Source organism: Microbacterium ginsengiterrae (genome assembly GCF_014205075.1).
GTDB lineage: Bacteria > Actinomycetota > Actinomycetes > Actinomycetales > Microbacteriaceae > Microbacterium > Microbacterium ginsengiterrae.
Genome location: NZ_JACHMU010000001.1, coordinates 2,103,993 through 2,129,485, shown reverse-complemented (window position 1 = coordinate 2,129,485; position 25,493 = coordinate 2,103,993). Strand labels below are relative to the sequence as shown.

Genomic DNA, 25,493 nt, shown 5'->3' with positions numbered 1-25,493 from the left:
GGGCGCTGTCCCGACCTGCTGCCTGATTCCCCCGAAACGTCAGCAGGACGGAACAGGCCCGTCCGTTTCGCTGGGGCGGGATGACGGGACCACTCAGCCATGGGTCTGTCCCTGCCATCCCGCCTCAGCGGGTCTGTGTCACGCGCGCGTGAGGCGGTAGCGGAGTGATGCCAGCTCCGTGCGCAGTGCGGCAGGGAGCGTGTCGCCGAACGTGTCGAAGAACGCCTCCGTCGAGTCGGCCTCCGTCAGCCACGCCTCCGTGTCGACGGCGAACAGCTCGTCGAGATCCTGCTGCGGGACGTCGATCCCCTCGAGGTTCAGGTCCTCGATGAGCGGCAGCCGACCGATCGGGCTGTCGACGGCGGAGACCTCTCCGCTCACGCGACGGATGATCCAGTCGATCACCCTGGCGTTGTCGCCGAAGCCCGGCCACAGGAAGCGCCCGTCCGCTCCGCGACGGAACCAGTTGACCTGGAAGATCCGCGGCGCGCGGTCGAACCGGAGGGTACGCCCCACCTTGAGCCAGTGCGCGAAGTAGTCGCCCATGTTGTACCCGCAGAAGGGCAGCATCGCGAACGGGTCGCGTCGCAGCTCGCCGAGGGTGCCCTCGGCGGCAGCCGTCCGCTCGGATGAGATGGTCGCACCGAGGAACACGCCGTGCGTCCAATCGGTCGCCTCCACGACGAGTGGCACGTTGCTCGCGCGGCGCCCGCCGAACAGGATGACGTCCAGTGGCACGGCCTCCTCCCAGTCCTCGGAGATCTGCGGGCACTGCGCCGCGGCGACGGTGAACCGGGAGTTCGGGTGGGCAGCGGGGCGTCCCGAATCGGGTGTCCACTCGTTGCCTTCCCAGTCGATGAGACGCGCGGGAGGGGTGTCGGTCAGGCCCTCCCACCACACGTCCCCGTCGGGGCGCAGGGCGACGTTCGTGAAGATCGTGTTGCCCCAGAGGGTCTCGATGGCGGTGACGTTGGTCGATTCCCCGGTGCCGGGGGCGACACCGAAGAAGCCGGCCTCGGGGTTGATGGCCCACATGCGGCCGTCCTCGCCCGGGCGGATCCAGGCGATGTCGTCGCCGAGCGTCTCGACCTTCCATCCGGGGATCGTCGGTCGCAGCATCGCGAGGTTCGTCTTGCCGCACGCCGACGGGAAGGCGGCGGCGACGTGGTAGGTCTTGCCCGCGGGGTCGATGACACGGATGAGCAGCATGTGTTCGGCCAGCCAGCCCTCATCGCGGGCGATCACCGAGGCGATGCGCAGCGCGAAGCACTTCTTGGCGAGGATGGCGTTGCCGCCGTAGCCCGAGCCGTACGAGTACACCTCGAGGGTGTCGGGGAAATGGACGATGTACTTGTCGTCGTTGCAGGGCCATTCGACGTCGGGCTCCCCCGGGGCGAGCGGAGCGCCGACCGAGTGGACCGTCTTGACCCAGGGCGCTCCCTCGGCGATCTGCCGGGTCACGGCGTCGCCGACGCGGGTCATGATCCCGATGGAGGCGACGGCGTACGCGCTGTCGGTGATCTGCACGCCGATGTGCGAGAGCGGACCACCGACCGCACCCATCGAGAACGGCACGACGTACATCGTGCGTCCGCGCATGGAGCCCTCGAAGATCTCGGTCATCTTCCGGCGCATCTGTGCGGGGTCGGCCCAGTTGTTCGTGGGGCCGGCGTCCTTCTCCTTCTCGGAGGCGATGAATGTGCGCGCCTCGGTGCGGGCGACGTCGCTGGGGTGCGAGCGGGCGAGGTAGGAGCCGGGACGCCACTCGGGGTTCAGTTTGATGAGCTTGCCCTCGTCGACGAGCCCGCGCAGCAGCGCATCGTTCTCGGCGGTCGAGCCGTCCACCCAGTGCACGGCGTCCGGCTGCGTCAGCGCGCGGATCTCCTCGACCCAGGCCGTGAGCTCGGCCATGGCGGGCGTGTCATACGTCGGTGCGGCGCCCAGGACCCGCGCGGCGGGCGTGACCGCCGGAATGCGAGGGGTGAAGGTCTCGACCATAGCCATGTCTGCTCCTTGTGTGATCGAAGAGATCGGTGTCTGCATCCATTCTGCGCAACCAATCGGACGACTTTCGGCCAGATTGAATCTAAAGAATCGCGCTTCTTTCGCTATGATCAAGGAATGAGCAGCACCGGCATCCACCTCACGACCCTCGGGCACCGCATCCGGCACCACCGGGTGTCGCAGGGGCTCACGCTCGACGAGCTCGGCGCCCAGGTGGGCGTGGCCGGCTCGCAGCTGAGCCTCATCGAGAACGGCAAGCGCGAACCCAAGCTCTCCCTCCTGCAGGCGATCGCGCAGGCCACCGGCACCGAGGTCGCCGACCTCATCTCCGGCGAACCGCCCAACCGCCGGGCTGCGCTCGAGATCGAACTCGAGAAGGCGCAGGCGAGCCCGGTGTTCCGCCAGCTCGGCATCAGCCCCGTGCGGGTGTCGAAGGGCATGCCGGACGAGACGATCGAGTCCATCCTCGGGCTGCACAGAGAACTGCAGCGGCGCGAGCGCGAGGCGATCGCCACTCCGGAGGAGGCGCGGCGCGCCAACACCGAACTGCGGCTGCGCATGCGTGCCCAGCACAACTACATCGCCGACATCGAGAAGCTCGCGGAGAAGCAGCTGAAGGCGGCAGGACACGTCAGCGGCGCGCTGACCCACCGCACCGTCATCATCATGGCCGAGAAGCTCGGCTTCGAGCTCATCTATGTCAATGACCTGCCCCACTCGACCCGCTCGGTGACGGACCTGGAGAACAGTCGCATCTACCTGCCGCCGGCGTCGATCCCCGGCGGCCACGGACTGCGCTCCATGGCCCTGCAGGCGATGGCGCACCGGCTACTCGGCCACACTCCGCCCACCGACTACGCCGACTTCCTGCAGCAGCGCCTCGAGATCAACTACTTCGCCGCGAGCTGCCTGATCCCCGAGACCGCCGGCGTCGCCTTCCTGCAACAGGCCAAGAAGGACCGCAACCTCGCGGTGGAGGACTTCCGCGATGCGTTCGGCGTGACGCACGAGGCCGCCGGCATGCGGATGACGAACCTCATGACCGAGCACCTCGGCATGAGCCTGCACTTCCTGCGCGTCGACGAGACCGGCGCGATAACCCGCGTGTACGAGAACGACGACCTCCCCCTGCCGATGGACGTCACCGGCGCCGTGGAGGGGCAGCCGGTGTGCCGCAAGTTCCAGGCGCGGGCGGCGTTCACCCAGCAGAACCGCACGACGGAGCGGTACCAGTACACCGACACCCCGTCCGGCACGTTCTGGTGCGCGACGCAGACCGGCTCCGGCAGCGACGGCGAGTACTCGGTCACCGTCGGCGTCCCGTTCGACGACGCCCGGTGGTGGCGCGGCCGCGACACCAACGATCGCGCGGTGTCGACGTGCCCGGACGAGGCCTGCTGCCGCCGACCGGCACCGGAGCTCGCCGGGCAGTGGGCGGGGCGGTCGTGGCCGTCCGCGCGCGTGCACACGCACATGTTCTCGCCGCTGCCGCGCGGCGCGTTCCCCGGTGTCGACGACACCGAGGTGTACGCGTTCCTCGAGCGTCACGCCCGCGAATGAGATCGCTCACCCGGTGATGAAGGCCGCATAGCGGCCGAGCGCGGCGGCCACGTCATCCTGTGCTGCGCCCGCCGGGGTGAGCAGCTCCGGAACGGGATCCTCGCGATGCCGACCGACGGCTGTCGAGTGCCGCCATGTGCCGACGACCACGCCGTCCGAGAGCAGGATCGGCCGCACCATCCCGTTCTTGCCCGGCCCGACGGCGGCGAGATGTTCCGGCGGGCACGCCACCGTGCGGTCCTGGTACGAGATGTAGTACTCCTCGAACGGACCCAGCGCCAGCACCGTCGGGCTGTCGGCGGTGCGCCGTGGGCGCGGACGGGCGGCGAACAGCCCGGCCTCGATCTCGTGGATGCGGGCGTCCGGCACCGCCGCGGCCGCGCGCGCGACGCCGAGAGTGAGGCCTGCCCACCAGGCGAAGTCGTCAGCGGTGGCAGGGCCGTGCCCGACGATGTATCGGACGAACAGCTCCGCCGCGGGATCGGCGGGGGCGGCGGAGCGCCGGATGTGCTCCTCGCAGAGCACGAACCGCTGCTCGCGCGTCGCCCCGTCCTCCCTGCCGACGACTGGCCCCTGGCAGACGATGCCGCGCAGCGCGAGGCTCTGCACGGCGTGGAGCCCGCGCTGGCCCGACGGATCGATGCCCGCGCCGTCGAGCACCCCGAACAGTTCGGTCCGCGTCAGTGCGTTCCCACCACGGAGGGCGGCGCGGACCACGCGCTCGGTCGTGGCGAGCTCGGCCGGGCCGAGGCCGAGTTCCCTGTGGCGCGGCGCGGCCATGCGCAGCTGTCGATCGCCCGTGACGCCGAGCACCCAGGCGAGGTCCTCGGCCGGGACGATGTGCAAGGTGCCGCGTTGCGTCCAGGCCCGCACGAGGACACCCCGGTCGAACAGCCGGTCGACCGCGCGCAGCGTCGCCGCGCCGAACGAACGCGTCGCGAGTGCCCAGCGCCCCGCCCAGAACTCCTGCGCCTGGACGGCGAGCATGTGGCGGGCGGCGTCGGCCACGGACCGCGCGGGAGCCGATAACCGGTGTGAGCGCAGGCGCTCGGGGCGCAGCATCCGCTGATCCATGCCGACATCCTGCCGCATGCCGCCGACGTCCGGGCGGCCGGCCGCCCTCCCGGGTCAGTCGCGCAGCGTGACCTCACGACGCGGTGGCAGCACGACGGGGTGCGAGCCCGCCATCACCTCGAGCACGCGGATCACCTGGCAGGAGTACCCGTACTCGTTGTCGTACCAGACGTACAGCACGACATCCCGATCGTTCGCGATCGTGGCGAGACCGTCGACGATGCCGGCGCGGTGCGAGCCGACGAAGTCCGTCGAGACGACCTCGGGGGATTCGACGTAGTCGATCTGCTGCCGCAGCTTCGAGTGCAGGGACACCCGCCGCAGGTAGTCGTTGAGCTCGTCCTTCGTCGCGGGATTCTCCAGAGTGAGGTGCAACACGGCGAGGGAGACATCCGGCGTGGGGACGCGGATCGCCGACCCCGTCAGCTTGCCCTCGAGCTCCGGAAGCGCCCGCGCCACGGCCTTGGCGGCGCCTGTCTCGGTGATGACCATGTTCAGCACGGCCGAGCGACCGCGACGGTCCCCGGAGTGGAAGTTGTCGATGAGGTTCTGATCGTTCGTGAACGAGTGGACGGTCTCGACGTGCCCGCGGACGATCCCGTACGCCTCGTCGACCGCCTTCAGCACCGGCGTGATGGCGTTGGTCGTGCAGGATGCCGCCGACAGCACCCGGTCCTCCGGGGTGATGGTGGCGTCGTTGATACCGTGCACGATGTTCTTCAGCGCGCCCTTGCCCGGCGCCGTCAGCAGCACGCGCGCGACCCCCTTCGCCTCGAGGTGGCGGCGGAGGCCCTCCTCGTCGCGCCAGCGCCCGGTGTTGTCGACGACGATCGCGTCACGGATCCCGTGTGCGGTGTAGTCGACGGATGCCGGGTCGTTCGAGTAGATCACCTGGATGCGGGTGCCGTTGGCCACGATCTGCTCGGCGTCCTCGTCCACGGTGACCGAGCCGGCGAAACGGCCGTGGACGGAGTCGCGCATGAGCAGCGATGCCCGCTTGACGAGGTCGTTGTCCGATCCGCGCCGCACGACGATCGCTCGGAGGCGCAGTCCGGTGCCGCCGCTGTCGTGGGCGATGAGGATGCGGGCCAGGAGCCGCCCGATGCGTCCGAATCCGTAGAGCACGACATCCGTCGGCTCGGCCGGCGTCGCGCCCATCGCCGGTGCGAGCACCTCGCGCAGGTACTCCTCGAGCGCGGCATCCGCGTCGGCACGCTCCGCCACCAGGCGCGCGATGTCGATCGACGACGCCCCGGGGGCGAGGTCGCGCAGCGCCTCGAGCACGGCGAGGGTGTCCTCGAGCGCGAGCTCCTCGTGACCGAGCTGCGCGATGCGTTCGTGCAGCTCGATGATCCCGGTCGTCGACAGCCCGAGCAGCCGATGCCCGTGGAGAGAGGTGACCACCTCGTGATCGCGGCGGAGCGCACCGACGAGCGGGACCATCCGCTCGGCGAGTTCCTCTTTGACCATCCAGTCATCACGGTGTGCGGCGAAATCGTTCATCTGCGTCCTTGCATGTGTGAGCGCGCCGAAGATCGTCCGGCGCGCGGGTTGCCGGGTGGAACAACGGGGGATGCTTCAAGCGTAGACGGCGTCACGGCATGCGCCGAACCACCGGGTGCGCCCGGGCTAGCCTGGAGGCATGGCCGCATCCCTCACCGCACGCGCAGCGCTCCTCGACATGGACGGGACGCTCGTGGATTCCACGGCCGTCGTCGAGCGGCTGTGGTGGGAGTGGGCGCAGCCGCACGGACTCGACCGTGACACGGTGCTGAAGACAGTCCATGGGCGCCAGGGCTGGCAGAGCATGTCGATCCTGCTGCCGGAGCGCGACCACGCGATCAACCTCGAGGAGAATCAGGAGATGCTCGCGCGCGAGAGCGTCGAGACGAGTGGGGTCGTCGAGATCCCCGGCGCCGCAGCACTGCTGCGCGCGCTCGAGTCACTCCCCCACGCCATCGTCACCTCCGCCGACGTCGCCCTGATGACGGCGCGAATGGGCGCGGCGCAGCTGCCGATCCCCGCGCTGGCGATCACCGCGGAGCGCGTGTCCCGCAGCAAGCCGGATCCGGAGGGGTTCCTCCTCGCCGCGACCACCCTCGGTGTCGATGCCGCCGACTGCGTGGTCTTCGAGGACTCCGGTGCCGGCATCCGTGCGGGCCTCGACGCCGGGATGACCGTCATCGGCGTCGGCCCGCACGCGCCCGAGTTCGGACCGGCACACCACGTGGACGACCTCTCGCAGATCGAGATCGCACCGTCGGCAGACGGGTTCGAGGTGCGGATCAGCTGAGCGCGGAGATCGCCTCTCGTAGGATTCCGCCGCTCTGCGCGAGCGCCTGGCGGGCCCGTTCGACGTCGGCGCCGGTGGCGAGGGTCAGCAGTGCGAGCTTCACCGAACCGTCCGCGGCGCGCAGCGCTTCGGACGCCTCGTCGACGTCGACGCCCGCGAGCTGCGTCACGGTACGCACCGAGCGGGCGTGCAGCTTCTCGTTCGTCGCACGCAGATCGACCATCACGCCGCGGTACGTCTTGCCGAGCTTGATCATCGACAGCGTGGTCAGCATGTTCACGACGAGCTTCTGCGCCGTGCCGGACTTCAGGCGCGTCGAGCCGGAGATGAACTCGGGGCCCGTGACGATCTCGATCGGGATCTCCGCGGCCGCACCGATCGCAGAACCGCGGTTGGACGCGATCGCGACCGTGAGGGCGCCGATCCCCCTGGCGTAGTCGAGGCCTCCCACGACGTAGGGGGTCCGCCCCGACGCCGAGATGCCGACGACGGTGTCCTTGTCGGTGAGGGCGAGTTCGCGCAGCGACTGCCCCGCAGCATCCTGGTCATCCTCGGCGTTCTCCACCGCCGAACGGATCGCGGTCTCACCGCCGGCGATGATCCCGACGACCATCGAGGGGTCGGTGCCGAATGTCGGAGGGCACTCACTCGCGTCGAGCACGCCGATGCGTCCGGCGGTTCCTGCGCCGATGTAGATCAGTCGCCCGCCGCGGCGGAAGCGCTCGGTGATGCCGTCGACGGCTCGAGCGATCTCGGCGTTGCGCTCGGCGACGGCGATGGCGACCCGCTGGTCCTCCGCGTTCATGCGCTGCACGAGCTCGACGGTCTCGAGCAGGTCGAGGTCGCCGCGCTCCGGGGTGGCAGCCTCGGTGTCGAGCTGCGCGAGGACGCCCAGCAGTTCGGTGAGGCGTGAGCTTTCGCTCGCAGTGGTGTCATCTGGCACGGTGGACGAACCTTTCGTGAGGCATGTCGGAGCGGACCGCGAGCAGCGCGGCCCCGTCGAGGGCGTCGCCGGCCGCCGGTACGGCCGTGCGGTCGGCGGAGGTGATGGCGCGTTCCAGCTGCGTGCGGAACCAGGCGTGGTCGGCGAGTCCGCCGTGGATCACCAATCGGTGGACGGCGGATGCCGCGACCGCGGTCGCCGTGAGCAGACGCACCGCTTCGGTGGCGATCCGTACGGCGACCGCATCCCCGGCTTCGGCGGCATCGAGGACGAGAGGGGCCACCGTGGCGAGCAGGCGAGCGGTCGGAATGTCGGAGGCGAGCCACGTGATGGGATCTGCGGCCGGCAGGACGTGCGCGGTGACGGCGTCGGTGAGGGAGGTCGCGTCTCCGAGTCCGTCACGGGCACGGAGCACGGCGCGGACACCTTCTCGGCCGATCCAGGATCCTCCGCCGAGGTCTCCGAGATCCGGGCCCCACCCGTCGACCAGTCGTACGCCTGCATCGTCGACGCCGAGGGCTGCGGCGCCCGTTCCGGCGATGAGGAGCGTGCCGGGGCGCCCTTCGAGCGCGCCCGCATGGGCGGTGACGACGTCGGAGGCCACGGCGACCGCGGCTCCTGTCCGCTCCGCCAGGCGCAGTGCGAGGTCGGCAGAGGCGTCGGGCGCCGCCCAGGCACCTGCCGCTCCCACCCCGATCGCGTCGGCCGACGCGGTGCGGTCGAGCAGCGGAAGGATGGCGGCGAGCGCGCTGTCGACACCGTCGCGGGCTGCGAGGCCGGGGGCACCGGCATCCGAGACGACGCGCCGCCCTGCGGCATCCATCACGGCAACGCGACAACGGGTCTTGCCAAGGTCGACGGCGATGGTGACGGACATCTCTCAACTCTAGGAGCGGGGCGCTGCAGCGCCGGGGAAACAGATTCGGAAAGAGTCTACATCTCGTCTGGCCATTCTGAAAAGAATTTACCTTCGCTGATGTCGGCGGGGCGACATACTGGAGTCCTCACCCTCGAAGGAGCGCCGATGAGCATCCAGTCCACGATCGAAGCCGCCACCTCGACGCTCCCTCCGTCGTTGGCGCGCATCGCCGCCGTCGTCCGCGAGAATCCCTCCACCGTGATCACGATGACGATCAACGAGTTGGCGCACGAATGCAGCACGTCCGTCGCATCCGTCGTGCGCTTCTGCCGGGCGATCGGCTTCAGTGGATACGCGCCGCTGCGCATGGCGCTGGCCACGGAGCTCGGCAAGGAGGCCGCGCAGTTCTCCGCTCGCGGGGCGTACGGGTCGGAGATCTCCGACGAGGACACCCTCCGCGAAGCCGTGTCCAAGCTCGCCGCACTGGAACTGCTCGCCATCGAGGAGACCGTCGAGCAGCTCGACTTCACCGTGCTCGAGGCGGCCATCGACGACATCGACGCCTCGGAGCGCATTCTTCTCTACGGGATCGGCGCCAGCCAGTTCGTCGCGGAGGATCTCATGCACAAGCTCCTCCGCGTCGGCCGCAACGCCTACGTCCTCACTGACCCGCACGAGGCGATCGCCGCCACCGTGCTGCACGCAGGGCCGACGGTCGCCATCGGTTTCTCGCACTCCGGAACGACCCCCGAAACGGTCCGCTTCCTGCGCACGGCTGCCGGCAACGGCGCGAGGACGATCGCCGTGACCTCCGCGAAGGAGTCGCCGCTGGCTCGCCAGGCCGATCACGCCCTCTTCACCGAGGTGCGCGAGTCGTCGTTCCGCGCCGGTGCCATGGTCAGCCGGATCGCGCAGCTGACGCTCGTGGACTGCCTGTTCACCGGCGTCGCCAAGAAGCGCTTCACCGAGACGACCGATGCCCTCAAGCGCACCCGCGAGGCCACGAGGGCCCTGCAGGCCTGACCACGAAGCAGGGACGCGCGCTGACGTGGAGCGCTCGGGCGCACATTAGAATCGACGTGTCCGGCAGAGCCGGTGCTCGAAAAAAGGGCACGAAGCCGACGTCGCAGTGATGCGCCGCGCGAGACACATACGGAATCCTCCACCGATACCGTCTCGAAAGGCTCTCGCATGTCTTCCGTGTCCGCGCACGTCGCCCTCACTCTCGCCCAGCACGTCGACGCCGTCTTCGGCGTCATGGGCAATGGCAACGCCTACTTCCTCGACGCCCTCGAACGCGAGACCGATGCGCAGTTCACCGCGGTGCGCCACGAACAGGGCGCCGTCGTCGCCGCCGACGCGCACTATCGGGCCTCCGGCCGCATCGCCGCGGGGACCGCGACCTACGGCGCCGGATTCACGAACACCCTCACCGCCCTCGCCGAGGCCGTGCAGGCCCGCATCCCGCTGGTGCTCGTCGTCGGCGATGAGCCGACGTCCGGCCCGCGTCCGTGGGACGTCGACCAGATCGCGTTGGCCTCGGCGGTCGGCGCCCGCACGTACACCGTCGGACGGGCGGATGCCGCGTCGACAACGGTCATCGCCATCGAGCACGCGCTCACCTACCGGGTGCCGGTGGTGCTCGCGATCCCCTACGACGTCGCATCGATCGACGCCGGGCCGGTGCCGGCTGCGCCGGAGCCCCGCTCCCCCGCCCCGATGGAACCGAGAGGCGAGTTCGCCGAGGGGATGCTGGGCGAGGTGGCGCAGGCCCTGCGCGATGCCCGGCGCCCTCTTCTCCTCGCGGGACGCGGGGCCTGGTTGGCCGGGGCGAGTGAGCCGCTGGGCGCTCTCGCCGAAGCCACTGGAGCGCTGACCGTCTCCACGGCGCTGGGGCGTGGCGTCTTCCCCGACACGCGATACGACCTCGGGGTCGCCGGCGGGTTCGGCGCGGAAGGCGCGATGGAGCTGGTCAGGGAGGCCGACGTCGCGGTCGTGTTCGGCGCCTCGCTGAACCAGTTCACGATGCGCTTCGGTGACCTGTTCGCTCCTGGCACCCGCGTGTACCAGGTGGACGTCGCCCCTGCCGCGACTCACGCACACGTCGGCGGCTTCGTCCGCGGCGATGCGGGTGTCGTCGCCGCGGCCCTCGTCGATCGCATCCGTGTCGGACGCTCTGGGGCGGATGCCGGATCCGCCGGTGCGGCCGGCACATGGCGCGAGCAGGTCGATGTCGCCGCCGCGCGCGCGTACGAGGCAGGCGACGACGTCGCTCCGGACGGACGGCTCGATCCTCGTGCGGCCGCACGGCGCATCGCGGAGCTGCTGCCGGAGGATCGGATCGTCGTCTCGGACGGCGGACATTTCATCGGCTGGGCGAACATGTACTGGCCCGTCGCGTCACCCGACCGGATGATGATGGTCGGCACCGCCTTCCAGGCGATCGGTCAGGGCTGGCCGAGTGTCGTCGGAGCCGCGCGTGCCCGCCCGGAGTCGACGGTGGTGCTCACCAGCGGCGATGGCGGCGGACTGATGGCGATCGCGGATCTCGAGTCCGCCGTCCGCACGGCCGGCGGGCGCGGCTGCGCGGTGATCTGGAACGACGCCGCCTACGGTGCCGAGGTGCATCTGTACGGGCTCAAGGGGTTGGCGAAGGAGCCGATGCACATCCCCGAGGTCGACTTCGCCGCGTTCGCAGGCGCGGTGGGCGCCGAGGGCGTGGTCGTCCGCACCCTCGGCGACCTGGATCGGCTCGCGGAGTGGTCGGCGCAACCCGACGACCAGCGGCGGTTCCTGCTGCTCGACCTGCGCATCTCCCCCACTGTCGTCGCGCCGTACCAGCAGGAGATCATCCGCGTGAACTCGTGACGGGTGGTGTCGACGCACGAGGCTGATCTTTGGTTCTCTTCCGCTGCCCAGACAGTCAGTCCATGTGCTCGATCCCCTGCAGGCGGAGCTGCTCGAGGTCGAGATTCGCGGAGATACGCCGGGCAACGAGGTCGTCGACCGTTCCGGATCGCCGCAGCCCAAGGAGGACCTCGCGTTTGTGGTCGAGGAGCGCGAGCTTGAGGCGCGTGTTCTCATCGTCACGGATGATCGGCGAGCGCTGGGCGATGTCGATGTCCGGGGAGGTCGCGACCATCTGCAGCGTTCCCCCGGTCGGGATCGTGGTGTCCCTCTCCTCGAGAAGGGGGTCGGGCACGTCGAGCATCTGTTCCATCGCGTCGACCTCGGTGTCGACGAGCGCGCGTTCCCTCGCCATCGCCCGGGCGTTGGCGAGTTCGAGCCGCTCGTATCCGTCACGGCGCACGCGGTCTCTGACCTCGTCGCTGATGCCGTGCTCGGCGGCCAGCGAGTCGAGCGCGGTCATCGCCGCCCCGGATATCGCGCGCTCGGCGAGCTCGAACTCCTCATCTTCGGCGTGGTCTGCGGGGAACCGGGCCCACCGCACGATCGCGGGCAGCAGCGGGCCCTGCACGAGCAGGCTGAGCAGGATGACACCGGCGGTGATGAAGACGATGTCGTCCCGGCCGTCGAGCCGGGTGCCGTCAGGGGTGTCGAGCGGCACGGAGAGTGCGATGGCGAGTGAGACTGCGCCGCGCATGCCGGCGACGGTGTTGACGACGTGCGCTCGTGTACGCAGTCGACGTGATGTGCCACGCCCGCGACGTTGGAACGGCCATGCGAGCAGTTGGAAGAGGAAGCGCACCATGAGGAGCGCGACCCAGACGGCGAGGGTGGCGAGGGTGAGCCAGCCGATCGCGAGCAGGGAGGTCTGGTGCACGACCCACTGCACCTCGATGCCGATGAGCACGAACAGCGCGCCGTTGAGAAGGTACACCCCGAACGGCCACACCGCGGCGGCCTGACGGCGGGAGTCGGCGGTGGTGATGCGCGGCCCGGCGTACGCGGCGATGAGTCCGGCGACGACGACCGCCAGGACCCCGGATGCGTGGATGAGTTCCGCGATCATGAACGCCGCGAACGGCATGAGGAGCATCGCCACGTTGATGGTCATCGTCGCGCGCGTGCGCAGCAGGAGCTGCCAGGCTGCAGCGGCGACGAGGATGCCGACGGCGATGCCTCCGCCGTAGGAGACGATGAGGCTCCAGGTGACCTGCAGCGGTGTGACCTGCTCGCCGACGGCGATCGAGACGGCGATCGCGTAGAGAACCAGGGCGGTGCCGTCGTTGGTCAGGCTCTCGGCTTTCAACTTCATGAAGCTGCGGCGAGGCAACAGGCGTCCGAGGGCGGCCACGGCTGTCGCGTCAGGCGGCGCGACGGCGGCGCCGAGGATCAGTGCGATCTCCCAAGGCAGCCCGAACAGCACGGCGACTCCGGCGACGGCGAAGGCGGATGCGACGACGAGGAGGGTGCTCATCGGCAGGATGTACCGGAAGTCGCGTCGGATGGATCGCAGCGAGGTCGTCAGGCTCTCCCAGAAGAGCATGACGGGGAGGAAGAGCAGCAGCACCGTCTCCGGTGGCAACTGCACCTCTCGCAGCGGTGGGATGAAGCCCAGGAGCAGACCGAACACGACGAGCACCAGCGGCAGGGCGAGGCGCACGCGCGGCGCGAGCATCGTTCCGACGAGGATCGTCAGCCCGAGCAGGACGGTGATCTCCAGACCTTCCATGCGCACCTTTCCGCCGTCGCAGCGGGCGCGACGTGCTCAGGGCACAGCGCCCGACAGGGAAACGGTATTCCCGCCTGGCCGGTCAGGGAAGAGGGTGATCAGGCGCCGGCGCGGTCGGGCAGTTGCTGCAGTGTCCAACTGTTGCCATCGGGGTCGTCGAAGGTGACGAACCTCCCCCACGCCTGTTCGTCGACACCAGAGGCTTCGACACCGGCATCGCGCAATTGAGCAAGCGCGGCATCGGCGTCGGGAACGACGACCTGGATCGAATCCTGCATGCCCGGTTTCATGCGCGAGCCGAGGCCCTCGCCGAACGCGATCGAGCATGCGGAGCCCGGGGGCGTCATCTGCACGAACCGCAGCCCTTCGAACGGCACCTGGTCGTGGTCGGCGTTGAACCCGATCTTCACGTAGAAGTCCTTCGCGCGGTCGACATCCGTGACCGGCACGAAGATGAGTTCGATCTTCCAGTCCATCTCGTACTCCTTCTGGCGAGCGCCGTCGCTCGACCGTGGACCACGGTACGCCGGGGGTCGGACATCGGCCAGAGTACTTGTCGAGTCGACGCAGGGTGCTTTCGGCAGGAGCGATTCATTGGCTGTCGGCCGTGCCTTGATCCGGGGGTGGCGAAACCGCCGGAGACGATCGTTCTCGATGATGCGCGTGCCGGGCTGAAACCTTGTGCCGATCTGAACGCAGTGCCAGCATCCTGTACATGCGTTCAGCGCTTGAGGGTGTTGATGTCGCGGCTCGCGGACTCTTCGCAGTTCTGCAGCTCGCGCGATGGGCGGCCGGGGACCCACAGGAAGGTCTGCGGCGCGTCGCTGGGCCGACAGAAGACATCTGCGCGCGCGGATTCTGGACGATACCCTCGCCCGGGCGAGGAAGCCGGTGAGGATCCTCCTGGCGACCGCGGGGTCGCGCGGGGATGTGGAGCCGTTTACCGCGCTCGCCCGACGTGCTACGGCGGAAGGACATCACGTCCTCCTCGTCGCGCCGGACAACTCCGGCGCAGACCTTTCAGGTATCGACGTGCGAAGCATGAGTGTGGACTACACACGCATGATCGAAGAGCAGGGCGTGTCACTCATGGCGGCGCTCCGCTCGTACTCGTCGGTCATTCGTCCGACGATGAACGCGGTGATCGTCGAACCAGCGCGCATCGCCCGCGAGTATCGCCCAGACGTCGTTGTGGCGCACCCGAAGGTGTTATCGGCCCCGCTCATCGCGGAAGCCCTTGACGTTCCATACGTCTTGGTCGAGCTGGTTCCCGCCATGACGCCCACACGCGCCTTCCCGGCGGCAGGGACCACCACTCGCAATCTCGGATTCCTGAACAAGCTCACCTACCGTTTCGTGGCCGCCAGCGGGGCGATGTTCGCGAACGATCTCGACCAAGCCGCGGCAGTCTTCGGCACGCGGCGACGCAGGCCCGCCGGACCTGCCGCGACTCTCATGCCGATCAGCTCAGCCATCCTCGAGCGGCCCTCGGATTGGCCGGAGACCGTGCATCTCACGGGGCCCTGGCTTACCGACAGGCCTCGAACGGTGTTGAGCGATGACGTGAGATCCTTCATCGCCGGCGGCGATTTCGTCTATGCAGGGTTCGGGTCGATGGTGGCCGGCAACGCTGAGCAGCGGACCCGGGAGGTTCTCGCCGCCACCCGCAGCTTCGGTGCGCGCGCGTTGCTCGTCACCGGGCTCGGCGGACTCACGACATCACCGCACCTCCTCGGCGACGATGTTCACGTCGTGCGATCGGTCGATCACACCCAGGTTCTGCCCCAGGCGGTAGCCGCCATACACCACGGTGGAATCGGTACTTTGCAAACAGCAACCCGCGCTGGCACCGTGTCCGTCGTCATCCCCTTCATCGCCGATCAGCCGTTCTGGGGCGCCCGAATCCACGCACGCCGCCTGGGCTCCGCTCCCATTCGCCAGAGCCGCCTGACCGCTGCTCGACTGCGCGCGAGCCTTGCAGAAACCGAGAGCTATCGCCCCGAGGTGCAGCGAGCGGCCCTCGCCATGACACGCGAAGACGGGGTGGGAACCGCCCTGGCAGTGATCGTCACGACGTCATGAACGACAGGGGCGGCATCCAGGGCAGGTCGGGGTCGGGCGTGAGCCAGAGCACCTGCCCGAGCTGGATGGTGCGCACGTGGCTGAGCGAGCCGAGCCTGCGAACCTTCCGGGTGCTCGAGTAGTCCCGAGCGTACTGCTGTATCGAGATTCGCAAACTTCCGGAGCCCGAGGACTTTGCCAGGTAGCGAAGCCATGATGAACGCCGTGAGACTCATCGTGCGCACGCCCGTCGCCCTGGTTGCTCTCGTCGGCGTCGCGTGGATGTCGGGGTGCTCTCGCGCGTCGGACCCGGTCGAACCCGCGTTATGGCGCCAGGTGGATGCTGCTGAGAACCACGTCTACGCCGTCTTGGCGGATCCTTCCGCAGGTACGACGACGCCCGAAGAACTCCTGGATCGGCTGAGCGCTGCCGCCGTGCGGTGGGATGCAGGTGACGCTCCGCCCGCCTTCTCTGAAAGCGTCGGGACGGCGGTCATCTACAACGAGCACCCGGAAGGTGGCCGAGGAGACAGCGCGTTCGATCTGTTCGTCACTTCCGGGGTCGACGAACACTTCTCGATTCCCGGATGGCTCGACTCCAGGCCGGCCCGGGTCTACACGTGTTACCGGATCGAGGTCTCACTAGAGGGAGAAAGTCTCTCCGGCCATAGCAGAACCCACGACTACGGTGACGATCAACTCGTGTGCCCATCCGAGCTTGTCGGGGCCCTGGGCGACAGAGCTCAATTCCGAGAGCCTTGGCTTTTTGACGGGTGAATCGGCGGCGGTCCTGTCTGCTCCTCCGCCCCTGCGATTCCGACTCCGTCCGATCTCGTCACAGCCACAGACGGCAGAGGATCTTCGCCACGATGGACGCCGAGCTACCGGGCGCCTACGCTGAGGACGCCGGCTGCGAGCTCCGCCCGACACCGAGGCCCGCAACACGACGGCGACCCTCAGATCCACCCCTTGTCCTGCGCGATCCGCACCGCCTGGGCGCGGTTCGTCGCACCGACCTTGCCGATCGCGGCCGAGAGGTTGTTGCGCACCGTGCCCGGCGACAGGAAGACCTCCGCGGCGATAGCGGCGGCACTGCGACCGTCGGCGGCGAGGCGGAGCACCTGCTGCTCGCGTTCGCTGAGCGGGTTCGCGCCTTCGAACAGACTCGCCTCGGCGAGCGCAGGATCCACGACCCGTAATCCGGCGTGCACCCGCCGCACGGCATCGGCGAGCTGCTCAGCCGGGGCGTCCTTGACGACGAATCCGCTGGCTCCCGCATCGAGCGCCGCCCGAAGATAGCCCGGCCGGGCGAACGTCGTCACGATGAGCACACGGGTACCGGCGTGAGCGGCACGCACCTCCCGGGTCGCCGTTATCCCGTCCACACCCGGCATCTGGATGTCCATGAGGCACACGTCCGGCGCCGTCTCGGCCACGACGCGCACGGCCTCGGCGCCGTCACCGGCGACCCCGATGACGGACAGATCGTCCTCGAGCTCCAGCAGCGCGGCGAGCGCCCCCCTCAGCATCGCCTGATCGTCGACAATGACCAGGCGGATCCGCTCGCCGCCGCTCACCACGTCACCTCCACGTGAGTGCCCCCGCTCTCGCCCGACCGCACGGAGAGCGTCGCGCCACCCGTGGTCGCCCGCTCGCGCATGCCCCGCACACCGTTCCCCTCCGCACCGCGGATGCCGCGACCGTCGTCGACGACCTCGAACCGACCGGGCGCGATGCGCACTGTGACCACCCCCGCCCCCGCGTGCCGTAGAACGTTCGTCGTCGCCTCACGGAGGATCCAGCTCGCCGTCAGCGATTGCGCGGGTGAGAGCGCCGCGGCATCCCCCTCCACCCGCATCGTCACATCAGCGGCTTCCAGTGCGTCGCGGCACGAGGCCAGCTGCTCCACGAGCGCGGCGCTGCGGACTCCCGCCACGGTCGCCCGCACCCCCGCGATCGCCTCCGCAGTGAGGGACTCGATGTCGGCGAGCTCCGCCTTCGCACGCTCCGGGTCGCTGTCGATCAGACGACGGACGAGCTGAGCCTTGAGGCTCACCACGGTGAGGGAATGACCGACGAGGTCGTGCACATCGCGCGCCACGGCCTCACGCCCCTCGCTGGTGGCGAGCTCGAGGCCGAGCCGCTCCGCCTGCGCCGAACGGATGATGAGGCTCGTCGAGACGGTGTTGACCGCCGCGAGAAGCGCGATGATCGCCAGCAGCGGCAAGTAGCCCGAACCTCCGGGGACCAGGAGGACGATGCCCGCGGTGATCGCGACGCAGACGACCATCGTGACCCAGTGCGCCACGCGATTCAGACCGTACGAGGCGAACGACATGATGAACGGCAGGAAACTCACCGCCGCGCCACCGACGCCGGGGATCACCGACGCCGCGCATACGATCATCCCCGCGAACGCCACCCACTGGATGGGGCGGGGCGGGGTGGTGAGGCCTCCCCCGTTGAAGCTCATCCCGTTGAGGAACGCGGCCACGTAGACGACGACGAACGCGCCGAGCCCGATCCATCCGATGACGATCCAGACGGGAGCCGCCTCGGACGCCATCAGCGCCATGAGCGGATAGACGAGGAACACCAGCCAGAGCGCCGGCATCAGCCACCCGTACCGCTCCCACGGCGACCGCGCTCCCGGCTCGCGGCGCGGCGACGCCGTGGTCGCGCCGCCCGCTGAGACCGGCGCGGCCACGGGGGTCGCGTCATCCGTCATGGTGTCGACCCTATCGGCGCGTCCGCGAACGCTTGGCCCCCACGGCCACCAGCAGCGCGAACACACCCACCCACGCGACGATGTTCACACAGATCAGCCACAGCGGATCGACCTGGCCGGTCGTCAGGACCCCCTCGGTCAACGGCCAGCGGCTCAGCGCGACGAAGCCGTACAGCGGCGTGAAGCGTGCGATGTCGAGCATGACCCCGTCCAGCGGGAGGAACACATTGCCGAAGAACGCGAAGAACGTCATCGAGATGGAGGCGAGCGCGGCAGCGGTGTCCGAGGTGAAGAACAGCCCGACGCCGAGCCCGTACAGGCCGAACATCAGGCCGGTTCCGAGGATGATGCCGGCCGTCGCCCACCAGCGCCACGCCTCGGTCGCCTGGGCCCCCGTGAGCAGCCCCGCCACGAAGACGAAGGCGACGGCGAGCGCCGCGAACATCACCGCGGTGACCAGTTTGGTCGCGGCATACCCTGCGGTGGTGAGCGGAGTCATCGCCAACTGTCGCCCCCACCCCTGCTTCGCCTCCGTCGCCGCGAGCGAGGTGAGCGAGCTCATCGCGACAGCGGTGCCGTACGCGGCCATCGACACCATGACGTAGAACGCGACGTTGCCGTTGCCCGCGCGGCCGGAGGCGTACGCCGCGGTCGCGCCGAACAGGAGATACATCGCCACCGGCATCGCCAGGGTGAATGCGAGCGTGTAGGGATTGCGCACCTGGCGGATCGCCTCGACGCGCAACATGGTGGGTGAGATCGAGATGGTCATGGTCAGTCCTCCGTCAGTGCGGTGAAGGCGGTCTCGAGGGTGGGCGCGGCGATCTCCAGATCGCGCGCGCCGGAATTCAGAAGAACGGATGCCACGGCATCCGAATCGAGGGCGCGCAGGCTCACCCGCTCCGCGTCCACGCGGAGGTCGCTGATGCCGTCCGCCGAGGACAGCGTCCGCACGAGCGCGTCGGTGCCCGAGACCGGGAGGGTGGCCGCCAGCGTCCTGCCACCGAGGTTGGCGCGCAGCTCGGCCGTCGGGGCGTCAGCGACGATCCGCCCGCGGTGCATGACGACGGTCCGGCGCGCGAACTGCTCGGCCTCTTCGAGATAGTGCGTGGCGAACACGATCGTACGACCGGCATCCGCATCGGCGCGCATGACGCTCCAGAAATGCCGCCGCGCGGTGACGTCCATTCCGGCGGTCGGCTCGTCGAGGATGAGGACATCCGGGTCTGCGACGAGGGCGAGAGCGAACTTCACGCGCTGCTGCTCACCGCCGGAGCACTTCGCGATCCGGCGGCGTGCGATCGGTTCGAGATCGGCCCGAACGAGCACTTCGGGCACCCGTGCGAGCGCCGCACGGCCGTGCAGGGCGGCGATGACCTCGACCGTCTCACGCACCGTGAGGTCGGCGAGCAGTCCGCCGGTCTGCAGCACCCCGGCGATACGTCCCTCCTTCGCCGCCGCCGCCGGCTTCTCGCCGAACACCGACACGCTCCCCGCACCGGGTTCCGTGAGGCCGAGGAGGATGTCCAGCGTCGTCGTCTTGCCTGCGCCGTTCGGCCCGAGGAGCGCGACGACCTCGCCCCGTCGGATGCGCAGGTCGATGCCGTCGACGGCTTTGACCGCCCCTTCCCCCGCACCGAAATGCCGCGTGAGGCCGTCGATCGAGACGGCGAGGTCCGTCGCTGCGTCAGCGCTGCGCGCGGAGATCAGAGTGTCTGCTGCTGTGCTCATGCCTCCAGCCTGGCCGGAAGGTCCCGAGCGGTCCGGAGGGCGGTGTCACCTCCTCCGCGTGACACGTGTCATGCCGGGACTCTCCGGAGCCGAACACTCATGCCGGCAGGAACACCCTCCCGAGGAAGGCCTCGAGCTCGGCGGTCGCTTCCAGAGGCAGGACTGCTGCGACGTACTGATCCGGGCGCACGACCACGACCGCCCCCTCCCTCGAGATCTCCCGCTCGACGAAGATGTCGGTGTCCGTCCACGCGTTCGGCGACCCGGAGTACACCTTCTCCCAGTCGGTGAGGTGCAGCGGGCCCGTCTGTGGCAGGAACATCGCCGGTGCGGTCAGGATGTCCACCTCGTCGAACGCCTCCTGGTAGATGACCTTCGCGTCGATCACGGCATCCACATCGGCGTCGGGCGGGGTGACGCGGGCGATCATTCCCTCAGCCGCGGCCGCCCAGTCCCTCAGCCGCACCCCCGAGCGGTCCGCGAACGCGTAGATCCGCCACCGCCCGTCCGCCTTCGCGTGGTGACCGAGGTGGATCGCGTTGCCGTCGCACACCCGGACGACCTCGGCGGACTTGAAGCGCTTGCCCACCGGGAACCCTGCGGCGAGCGCCTGGTGCTCGGCGGTCGCCGTGATCGCCGAGGGCGGGTACTGCGTCATGAAGCCGGAGGGGAACTCCGCCGTCGCGAGGTAGTAGTTCGACAGCTCCAGCGGGTCGGAGATCTCCTCCGGCTTGCGCGCCATAAGGCTCGACCATTCGCGGTCGAAGTCGATGAGCTGCTGCGCGACGGGCTGGCGCTCGTCGGAGTACGTCGCCAGCAACGACTCCGGGCTGCGTCCCATGAGGACGGCGCCCAGCTTCCACCCGATGTTGAACCCGTCCTGCATCGACACATTCATCCCCTGCCCGGCCTTCGCGCTGTGCGTGTGACACGCGTCGCCGGTGAGGAAGACCCGCGGCGACCGGTCCTCGTCCAGCGCGTCGTCGAACCCGTCCGTGACGCGATGGCCGACCTCGTACACGCTGTGCCAGGCGATCTCCTTCACGTCCAGCGTGTACGGACGCAGGATCTCGTTGGCCTTGTCGATGATCTTCTCGATCGGTGTCTGCCGCACCCGGTGATTGTCATCGGCCGGCACCTCGCCGAGGTCGACGTACACCCGGCTGAGGTAGCCGCCCTCGCGCGGGATGTGCAGGATGTTGCCCGCCACGGCGTTGATGGCGCACTTGGTCCGCCAGTCGGGGAAGTCGGTGTTCACGAGCACGTCCATGACGCCCCACGCGTGCGCGGCGAGCTCCCCCACGTGGGTGCGGCCGATGGCCTCGCGGACACGGCTTCGCGCTCCGTCGCATCCGAGCACGTACTTCGCGCGGATCGTGCGCACTTCCCCCTCGCGTGCACCGGCGACATGCCGCACCCTGACCTCGACGGGGAACTCGCCGTCGTCGTGGACCGTGAGGCCGAGGAACTCGACGCTGTAGTCCGGTGCGATCCGTGCGGGTCCGTGTGCTGCGGCCTCGGCGAAGTAGTCGAGCACACGGGCCTGATTGACGATGAGGTGCGGGAACTCGCTGATCTTCAGTCCGTAGTCCTCGGTGCGGGACGTGCGGACGATGTTCTGCGGGTTCTGCGGGTCGGGCCCCCAGAAGTTCATGAACGCGATGTTGTACGCCTCGGCGATGATGCGTTCGGCGAACCCGAAGGCCTGGAACGTCTCGACACTGCGCGGTTGGATGCCGTCAGCCTGGCCGAGCACGAGCCGGCCGTCGCGCTTCTCGATGATCCGCGTCGTGACGCCGGGGAACTGCGACATCTGGGCGGCCAGCAGCATGCCCGCAGGCCCCGACCCCACGATGAGCACGTCCATCTCGTCCGGCAGGTCGACCGGGCGATCGACTCCGGTGCCGGCGGCCGCGACGACGCGCGGGTCCTGCGAGACGTAACCGTGGTGGTGGAACTGCATCGAGACTCCTCACGCCCTGGCGAGGCCGTAGACGGGGCTGACGGACTGCTCCGCCTCGTGATCGGGCCCGAGCGGGATCCCGCTGCGGTCGCGCAGGAGGAGCGTGGCGACGAGGCCGATCACGGTCATTCCCGCGAGATACCAGGTGACCATCTCGGTCGAGCCGGTGGCGTCCACGATCGCCGCCGCGATCGTCGGCGCGAACGCGCCTCCGGCGATGGCGCCGATCGCGTACGAGATCGAGACTCCCGAGAACCGGATGGATGCCGGGAACAGCTCGGTGTACAGCGCCGCCTGTGGCCCGTACGTGAACCCGAGTCCGATCGTCAGGACCGCGAGTCCGAGGAAGAGCAACCCGACGCTGCCGGTGTTCACGAGCGGGAACAGCAGGAGGACGCCGCCGAGTTGGAGGATCCACCCCGCGATGTAGGTGGTGCGGCGGCCGACGCGGTCGGAGAGCCACCCCGCCAGCAGGGTGGTGATCAGCCACGTCACGGCCGAGCCGGTGACCGCCCACAGCACCGGTCCGCGTTCAAGTCCGATCGGGCCGGCCGGATCGGTGGCATAGCCCTGGATGTACCCACCGGTGGTCATGTAGCCGACGGCGTTGTTGCCGGCGAAGACGAGCGCGGCGATGAAGACGAGCAGCGCGTGCTTGCGGAACAGCTGCACGATCGGCATCTTCGCCTTCTCCTTGCGCTCGGCGAGTTCGGCGAACACCGGGCTCTCCTCGACGTTGCGCCGCACGTAGTAGCCGATGAGGATCAGGACGACGCTGAGGAGGAAGGGGATCCGCCATCCCCAGGCGAGGAACTGGTCACCCGGCGCGAGGGCCGTCATGACCGCCATCACTCCGGAGGCGAGCAGCAGACCGAGCGGGACGCCGATCTGCGGCGAGGCTCCGAAGATCCCGCGCCGGCGCTTCGGGGCGTGCTCCACGGCCATGAGTACCGCGCCGCCCCACTCTCCGCCGGCGGAGATGCCCTGCAGGATGCGCAGCAGTACGAGGAGGATCGGAGCCCCGACGCCGATGACCTCGGCGGTCGGCAGCACGCCGATGAGAGCGGTCGCCGCCCCCATGAGGATGAGCGTCCACATCAGCACCCGCTTGCGTCCCAGCCTGTCCCCGAAGTGACCGGCCAGGAACGCGCCGAGCGGGCGGAACAGGAAGCTGATTCCGACGGTGGCGAAGCCGAGGATGACCGTGTTGGCTCCGAGGGCCGAGAAGAACAGCTGCCCGAACACGAGCCCGACGGCTGTGGCGTAGATGAAGAAGTCGTACCACTCGATGGTGGTGCCCACGACGGTGGCGAAGACCACGCGGCGTCGGTCGCCCGCGCTGGCGATGGTGCCGGTCGGAGTGAACCCGGGCCTGTCAGTCATTGAAAGCTCCCTGTGTGACATCGTCGTCCGGTGGCCGCCTCCCGCGTCGATGCGGTGCTTGCCACCCGTTGTCGGGATGATATACGATTTCAAATACATCGCACAAGGGCGATGTTCGACGCAAGGAGGCGCCTGCAGTGACGGACCCGTTCGCCCGCCCCGGCAAGATCATCGCGATCCACCTCAGTTATGCGTCGCGCGCCGATCAGCGCGGCCGCCGCCCCGCCCACCCCTCCTACTTCTTCAAGGCCCCCAGTTCGGTCGCGGCATCCGGTGGGGTCGTGGAACGCCCGGCCGGCACCGAGTTGCTGGCGTTCGAAGGCGAGATCGCCCTCATCATCGGCGACCCGGCCCGACGCGTCTCCCTCGAGGACGCATGGTCGCACGTGGCATCCGTCACCGCCGCCAACGACCTCGGTCTCTACGACCTGCGCGCGAACGACAAGGGGTCCAACGTGCGCTCCAAGGGCGGCGACGGTTTCACCCCGCTCGGCCCGGCCCTCATCGATGCCCGCACCGTCGACCCGGCGGGCCTTCGGGTCCGCACCTGGGTCAACGGCGAGCTGCGCCAGGACGACACCTCCGCCGGGCTGATCTTCCCGCTCGCACAGTTCGTCGCCGACCTCTCACAGCACTTCACGCTCGAAACAGGAGACGTGATCCTCACCGGCACCCCGGCGGGATCCTCCGTCATCGTCCCTGGCGACGTCGTCGAGGTCGAGGTGGACGCGCCGGATGCTCCCGGGGCCCCGACGTCCGGGCGACTGATCACCACCGTGACGCAGGGCGACGTGCCGTTCGACGGGTCCCTCGGGTCGGTGCCGTCGGTCGACGACCTCCAGCGCACCGAAGCATGGGGCTCCCGCGAGGACGCCGGCCTCGAGCCGAAGACCGCACTCCTCTCCCCCGACCTGCGCGCGAAGCTGGAGCGCGCCCCGACGGCCGGCCTGTCATCGCAGCTGCGAAAGCGCGGTCAGCACTCCTGCTTCATCGACGGTGTGGCCGCGAACATCCCCGGCACGAAGATCGTCGGCACCGCGCGGACGTTGCGCTTCATCCCCGCACGCGAAGACCTGTTCGCTCGGCACGGCGGCGGATACAACGCCCAGAAGCGTCTGTTCGACGCCGTCGGCGACGGCGAGGTCATCGTGATCGAGGCGCGCGGCGATGCCACCACAGGGACCCTGGGCGACATCCTCGCCCTGCGCGCGAAGACCCGCGGGGCCGCCGGCGTCGTCACGGACGGCGGCGTGCGCGATTTTGACGAGGTGACCCGGATCGGACTGCCGGTGTTCTCACACGGTCCGCACCCCTCGGTCCTCGGACGCAAGCACGTGCCGTGGGAGCTCGATGTCACGATCGGCTGCGGCGGTGCGGCCGTGCAGCCAGGGGACATCATCGTCGGTGATGGTGACGGCGTCGTGGTGGTCCCTCCGCACCTCGCCGAGGAGGTCGTCGACGCGACCCTCGCCCAGGAGGAGGAGGACACCTGGATCGCCGCGCAGGTCGAGGCGGGGCATCCGGTCGACGGCCTGTTCCCCATGAACGCGCAGTGGCGCGCGAAGTACGAGGCCGAGCGATGATCAGACCACCGAGCAAGTCACAGCAGGCCTACCACTGGCTCAAGGAGCGCATCGCCGTCCAGACCTACACCCCCGGTTACCGGCTCGTACTCGGGAGTATCGCCGGCGAGCTGGGCATGAGCGTCGTCCCCGTCCGCGAGGCCATCCGTCAGCTGGAGGCCGAGGGCCTCGTGCACTTCGAGCACAACGTCGGTGCCCGCGTGGCGATGGTGGACGACACCCAGTACCGCCACAGCATGGAGGCCCTGAGCATCCTCGAGGGCAGTGCGACCGCCCTGTCGGCACCGCACCTCACCGCAGACGACCTCGCCGCCGCCCGCGCCGTCAACGAGCGCATGATCGAGACGCTCGACCACTTCGACCCCTCGGCGTTCACGCAGCTCAACCAGCAGTTCCACGCCGCGCTGATCGCACCGTGCCCGAACCCCCGGCTGCGCGAACTCGTCACGCTCGAGATGCAGCGCCTGAACCGGCTGCGCGATTCCACGTTCAGCTTCGTTCCCGGCCGCGCACACGAATCCGTCCGCGAGCACGAGCAGATCCTCGCGTTGATCGAGAGCGGCGCGACGGCATCCGAGATCGAGGACGCCGCCCGGCGACACCACGCATCCACGCTCGACGCCTACCTGACCGCAGAACACCCCGACGCCCTCGGCACGCACGTCCACTGACCCG

At 69.2% G+C, this 25,493-nt stretch carries 21 protein-coding genes; 8 read left to right on the top strand and 13 right to left on the bottom strand.

All coding sequences use genetic code 11. From position 1 onward, the window contains the following. Window positions 1-138 precede the first annotated feature (138 nt). The gene (locus tag HD600_RS10350; RefSeq protein WP_184283485.1) at window positions 139-2,004 is read right to left on the bottom strand and encodes a phosphoenolpyruvate carboxykinase (GTP); all 1,866 of its coding nucleotides are present in this window, start codon (window positions 2,002-2,004) and stop codon (window positions 139-141) included. A gap of 117 nt (window positions 2,005-2,121) precedes the next feature. Between HD600_RS10350 and HD600_RS10345 the strand changes: the two genes are divergently transcribed. After that, entirely contained in the window at window positions 2,122-3,564 is a 1,443-nt protein-coding gene (locus HD600_RS10345) for a helix-turn-helix domain-containing protein (RefSeq protein WP_144795804.1), read from the top strand. A 6-nt stretch (window positions 3,565-3,570) separates the two neighbouring features. Here the strand turns inward: HD600_RS10345 and HD600_RS10340 are convergent, their stop codons facing one another. Beyond that, window positions 3,571-4,638 carry a winged helix DNA-binding domain-containing protein gene (locus tag HD600_RS10340; protein WP_184283483.1) on the bottom strand — a complete coding sequence of 356 codons (1,068 nt, stop codon included), beginning with the start codon at window positions 4,636-4,638 and terminating at the stop codon, window positions 3,571-3,573. 54 nt (window positions 4,639-4,692) lie between these two features. After that, a complete protein-coding gene (locus HD600_RS10335) occupies window positions 4,693-6,141 on the bottom strand; it encodes a glyceraldehyde-3-phosphate dehydrogenase (RefSeq protein ID WP_184283481.1) in 1,449 nt (482 codons plus the stop codon). Window positions 6,142-6,280: 139 nt separating this feature from the next. Between HD600_RS10335 and HD600_RS10330 the strand changes: the two genes are divergently transcribed. After that, window positions 6,281-6,931: an HAD-IA family hydrolase gene (locus HD600_RS10330; RefSeq protein WP_184283479.1), complete on the top strand. Its 651-nt coding sequence runs from the start codon at window positions 6,281-6,283 to the stop codon at window positions 6,929-6,931. Here the strand turns inward: HD600_RS10330 and murQ are convergent. Both murQ and HD600_RS10320 read right to left on the bottom strand, forming a co-directional pair. After that, window positions 6,924-7,874, bottom strand: coding sequence for an N-acetylmuramic acid 6-phosphate etherase (murQ, locus tag HD600_RS10325; RefSeq protein ID WP_184283478.1), 951 nt, complete (start codon window positions 7,872-7,874; stop codon window positions 6,924-6,926). The two genes, HD600_RS10330 and murQ, sit on opposite strands and share 8 nt — an antisense overlap. After that, window positions 7,864-8,751: a BadF/BadG/BcrA/BcrD ATPase family protein gene (locus tag HD600_RS10320; protein WP_184283477.1), complete on the bottom strand. Its 888-nt coding sequence runs from the start codon at window positions 8,749-8,751 to the stop codon at window positions 7,864-7,866. The genes murQ and HD600_RS10320 overlap by 11 nt, the downstream gene beginning before the upstream one ends. Window positions 8,752-8,898: 147 nt before the next feature. On the opposite strand from HD600_RS10320, the gene HD600_RS10315 reads away from it, so the two are divergent. Together HD600_RS10315 and HD600_RS10310 are read left to right on the top strand one after the other, a co-directional pair. After that, window positions 8,899-9,756: a MurR/RpiR family transcriptional regulator gene (locus tag HD600_RS10315; protein WP_144795810.1), complete on the top strand. Its 858-nt coding sequence runs from the start codon at window positions 8,899-8,901 to the stop codon at window positions 9,754-9,756. Between the two features lie 168 nt (window positions 9,757-9,924). Beyond that, window positions 9,925-11,601 (top strand): thiamine pyrophosphate-binding protein, encoded by a 1,677-nt coding sequence (locus tag HD600_RS10310; protein ID WP_184283476.1) that lies wholly within the window; start codon window positions 9,925-9,927, stop codon window positions 11,599-11,601. A gap of 55 nt (window positions 11,602-11,656) precedes the next feature. On the opposite strand, the gene HD600_RS10305 is transcribed toward HD600_RS10310, so the two are convergent. Both HD600_RS10305 and HD600_RS10300 read right to left on the bottom strand, forming a co-directional pair. Then, window positions 11,657-13,369: a Na+/H+ antiporter gene (locus tag HD600_RS10305; protein ID WP_184283475.1), complete on the bottom strand. Its 1,713-nt coding sequence runs from the start codon at window positions 13,367-13,369 to the stop codon at window positions 11,657-11,659. Between the two features lie 98 nt (window positions 13,370-13,467). After that, window positions 13,468-13,845: a VOC family protein gene (locus tag HD600_RS10300; protein ID WP_144795813.1), complete on the bottom strand. Its 378-nt coding sequence runs from the start codon at window positions 13,843-13,845 to the stop codon at window positions 13,468-13,470. A 415-nt stretch (window positions 13,846-14,260) separates the two neighbouring features. Here HD600_RS10300 and HD600_RS10295 point away from each other — a divergent pair, with 415 nt between their 5' ends. Together HD600_RS10295 and HD600_RS10290 are read left to right on the top strand one after the other, a co-directional pair. Continuing rightward, window positions 14,261-15,451 carry a nucleotide disphospho-sugar-binding domain-containing protein gene (locus tag HD600_RS10295; protein WP_184283474.1) on the top strand — a complete coding sequence of 397 codons (1,191 nt, stop codon included), beginning with the start codon at window positions 14,261-14,263 and terminating at the stop codon, window positions 15,449-15,451. A 192-nt stretch (window positions 15,452-15,643) separates the two neighbouring features. After that, window positions 15,644-16,207, top strand: coding sequence for a hypothetical protein (locus HD600_RS10290; RefSeq protein ID WP_184283473.1), 564 nt, complete (start codon window positions 15,644-15,646; stop codon window positions 16,205-16,207). A gap of 179 nt (window positions 16,208-16,386) precedes the next feature. Here the strand turns inward: HD600_RS10290 and HD600_RS10285 are convergent, their stop codons facing one another. From HD600_RS10285 to HD600_RS10260, 6 genes are all read right to left on the bottom strand, one after another. Continuing rightward, a complete protein-coding gene (locus HD600_RS10285) occupies window positions 16,387-17,010 on the bottom strand; it encodes a response regulator transcription factor (protein WP_144795820.1) in 624 nt (207 codons plus the stop codon). Continuing rightward, on the bottom strand, window positions 17,004-18,158 hold the full coding sequence (locus tag HD600_RS10280; protein ID WP_184283472.1) for a sensor histidine kinase: 1,155 nt from the start codon (window positions 18,156-18,158) through the stop codon (window positions 17,004-17,006). Before HD600_RS10280 ends, HD600_RS10285 begins: the two co-directional genes overlap by 7 nt. Before the next feature lie 10 nt (window positions 18,159-18,168). Further along, window positions 18,169-18,930 carry an ABC transporter permease gene (locus HD600_RS10275; RefSeq protein ID WP_206705722.1) on the bottom strand — a complete coding sequence of 254 codons (762 nt, stop codon included), beginning with the start codon at window positions 18,928-18,930 and terminating at the stop codon, window positions 18,169-18,171. A gap of 2 nt (window positions 18,931-18,932) precedes the next feature. Further along, a complete protein-coding gene (locus tag HD600_RS10270; protein WP_184283470.1) occupies window positions 18,933-19,889 on the bottom strand; it encodes an ABC transporter ATP-binding protein in 957 nt (318 codons plus the stop codon). A gap of 97 nt (window positions 19,890-19,986) precedes the next feature. Next, complete coding sequence (locus HD600_RS10265) at window positions 19,987-21,852, bottom strand: FAD-dependent monooxygenase (protein WP_184283468.1); 1,866 nt, start codon at window positions 21,850-21,852, stop codon at window positions 19,987-19,989. Window positions 21,853-21,861: 9 nt separating this feature from the next. Beyond that, window positions 21,862-23,235, bottom strand: a complete 1,374-nt coding sequence (locus HD600_RS10260) for an MFS transporter (protein WP_184283466.1) — start codon at window positions 23,233-23,235, stop codon at window positions 21,862-21,864. A gap of 137 nt (window positions 23,236-23,372) precedes the next feature. On the opposite strand from HD600_RS10260, the gene HD600_RS10255 reads away from it, so the two are divergent. Together HD600_RS10255 and HD600_RS10250 are read left to right on the top strand one after the other, a co-directional pair. Next, the gene (locus tag HD600_RS10255) at window positions 23,373-24,818 is read left to right on the top strand and encodes a fumarylacetoacetate hydrolase family protein (RefSeq protein WP_184283464.1); all 1,446 of its coding nucleotides are present in this window, start codon (window positions 23,373-23,375) and stop codon (window positions 24,816-24,818) included. Continuing rightward, on the top strand, window positions 24,815-25,489 hold the full coding sequence (locus HD600_RS10250) for a GntR family transcriptional regulator (protein WP_144795826.1): 675 nt from the start codon (window positions 24,815-24,817) through the stop codon (window positions 25,487-25,489). The genes HD600_RS10255 and HD600_RS10250 overlap by 4 nt, the downstream gene beginning before the upstream one ends. The last annotated feature ends 4 nt before the right edge of the window (window positions 25,490-25,493 follow it).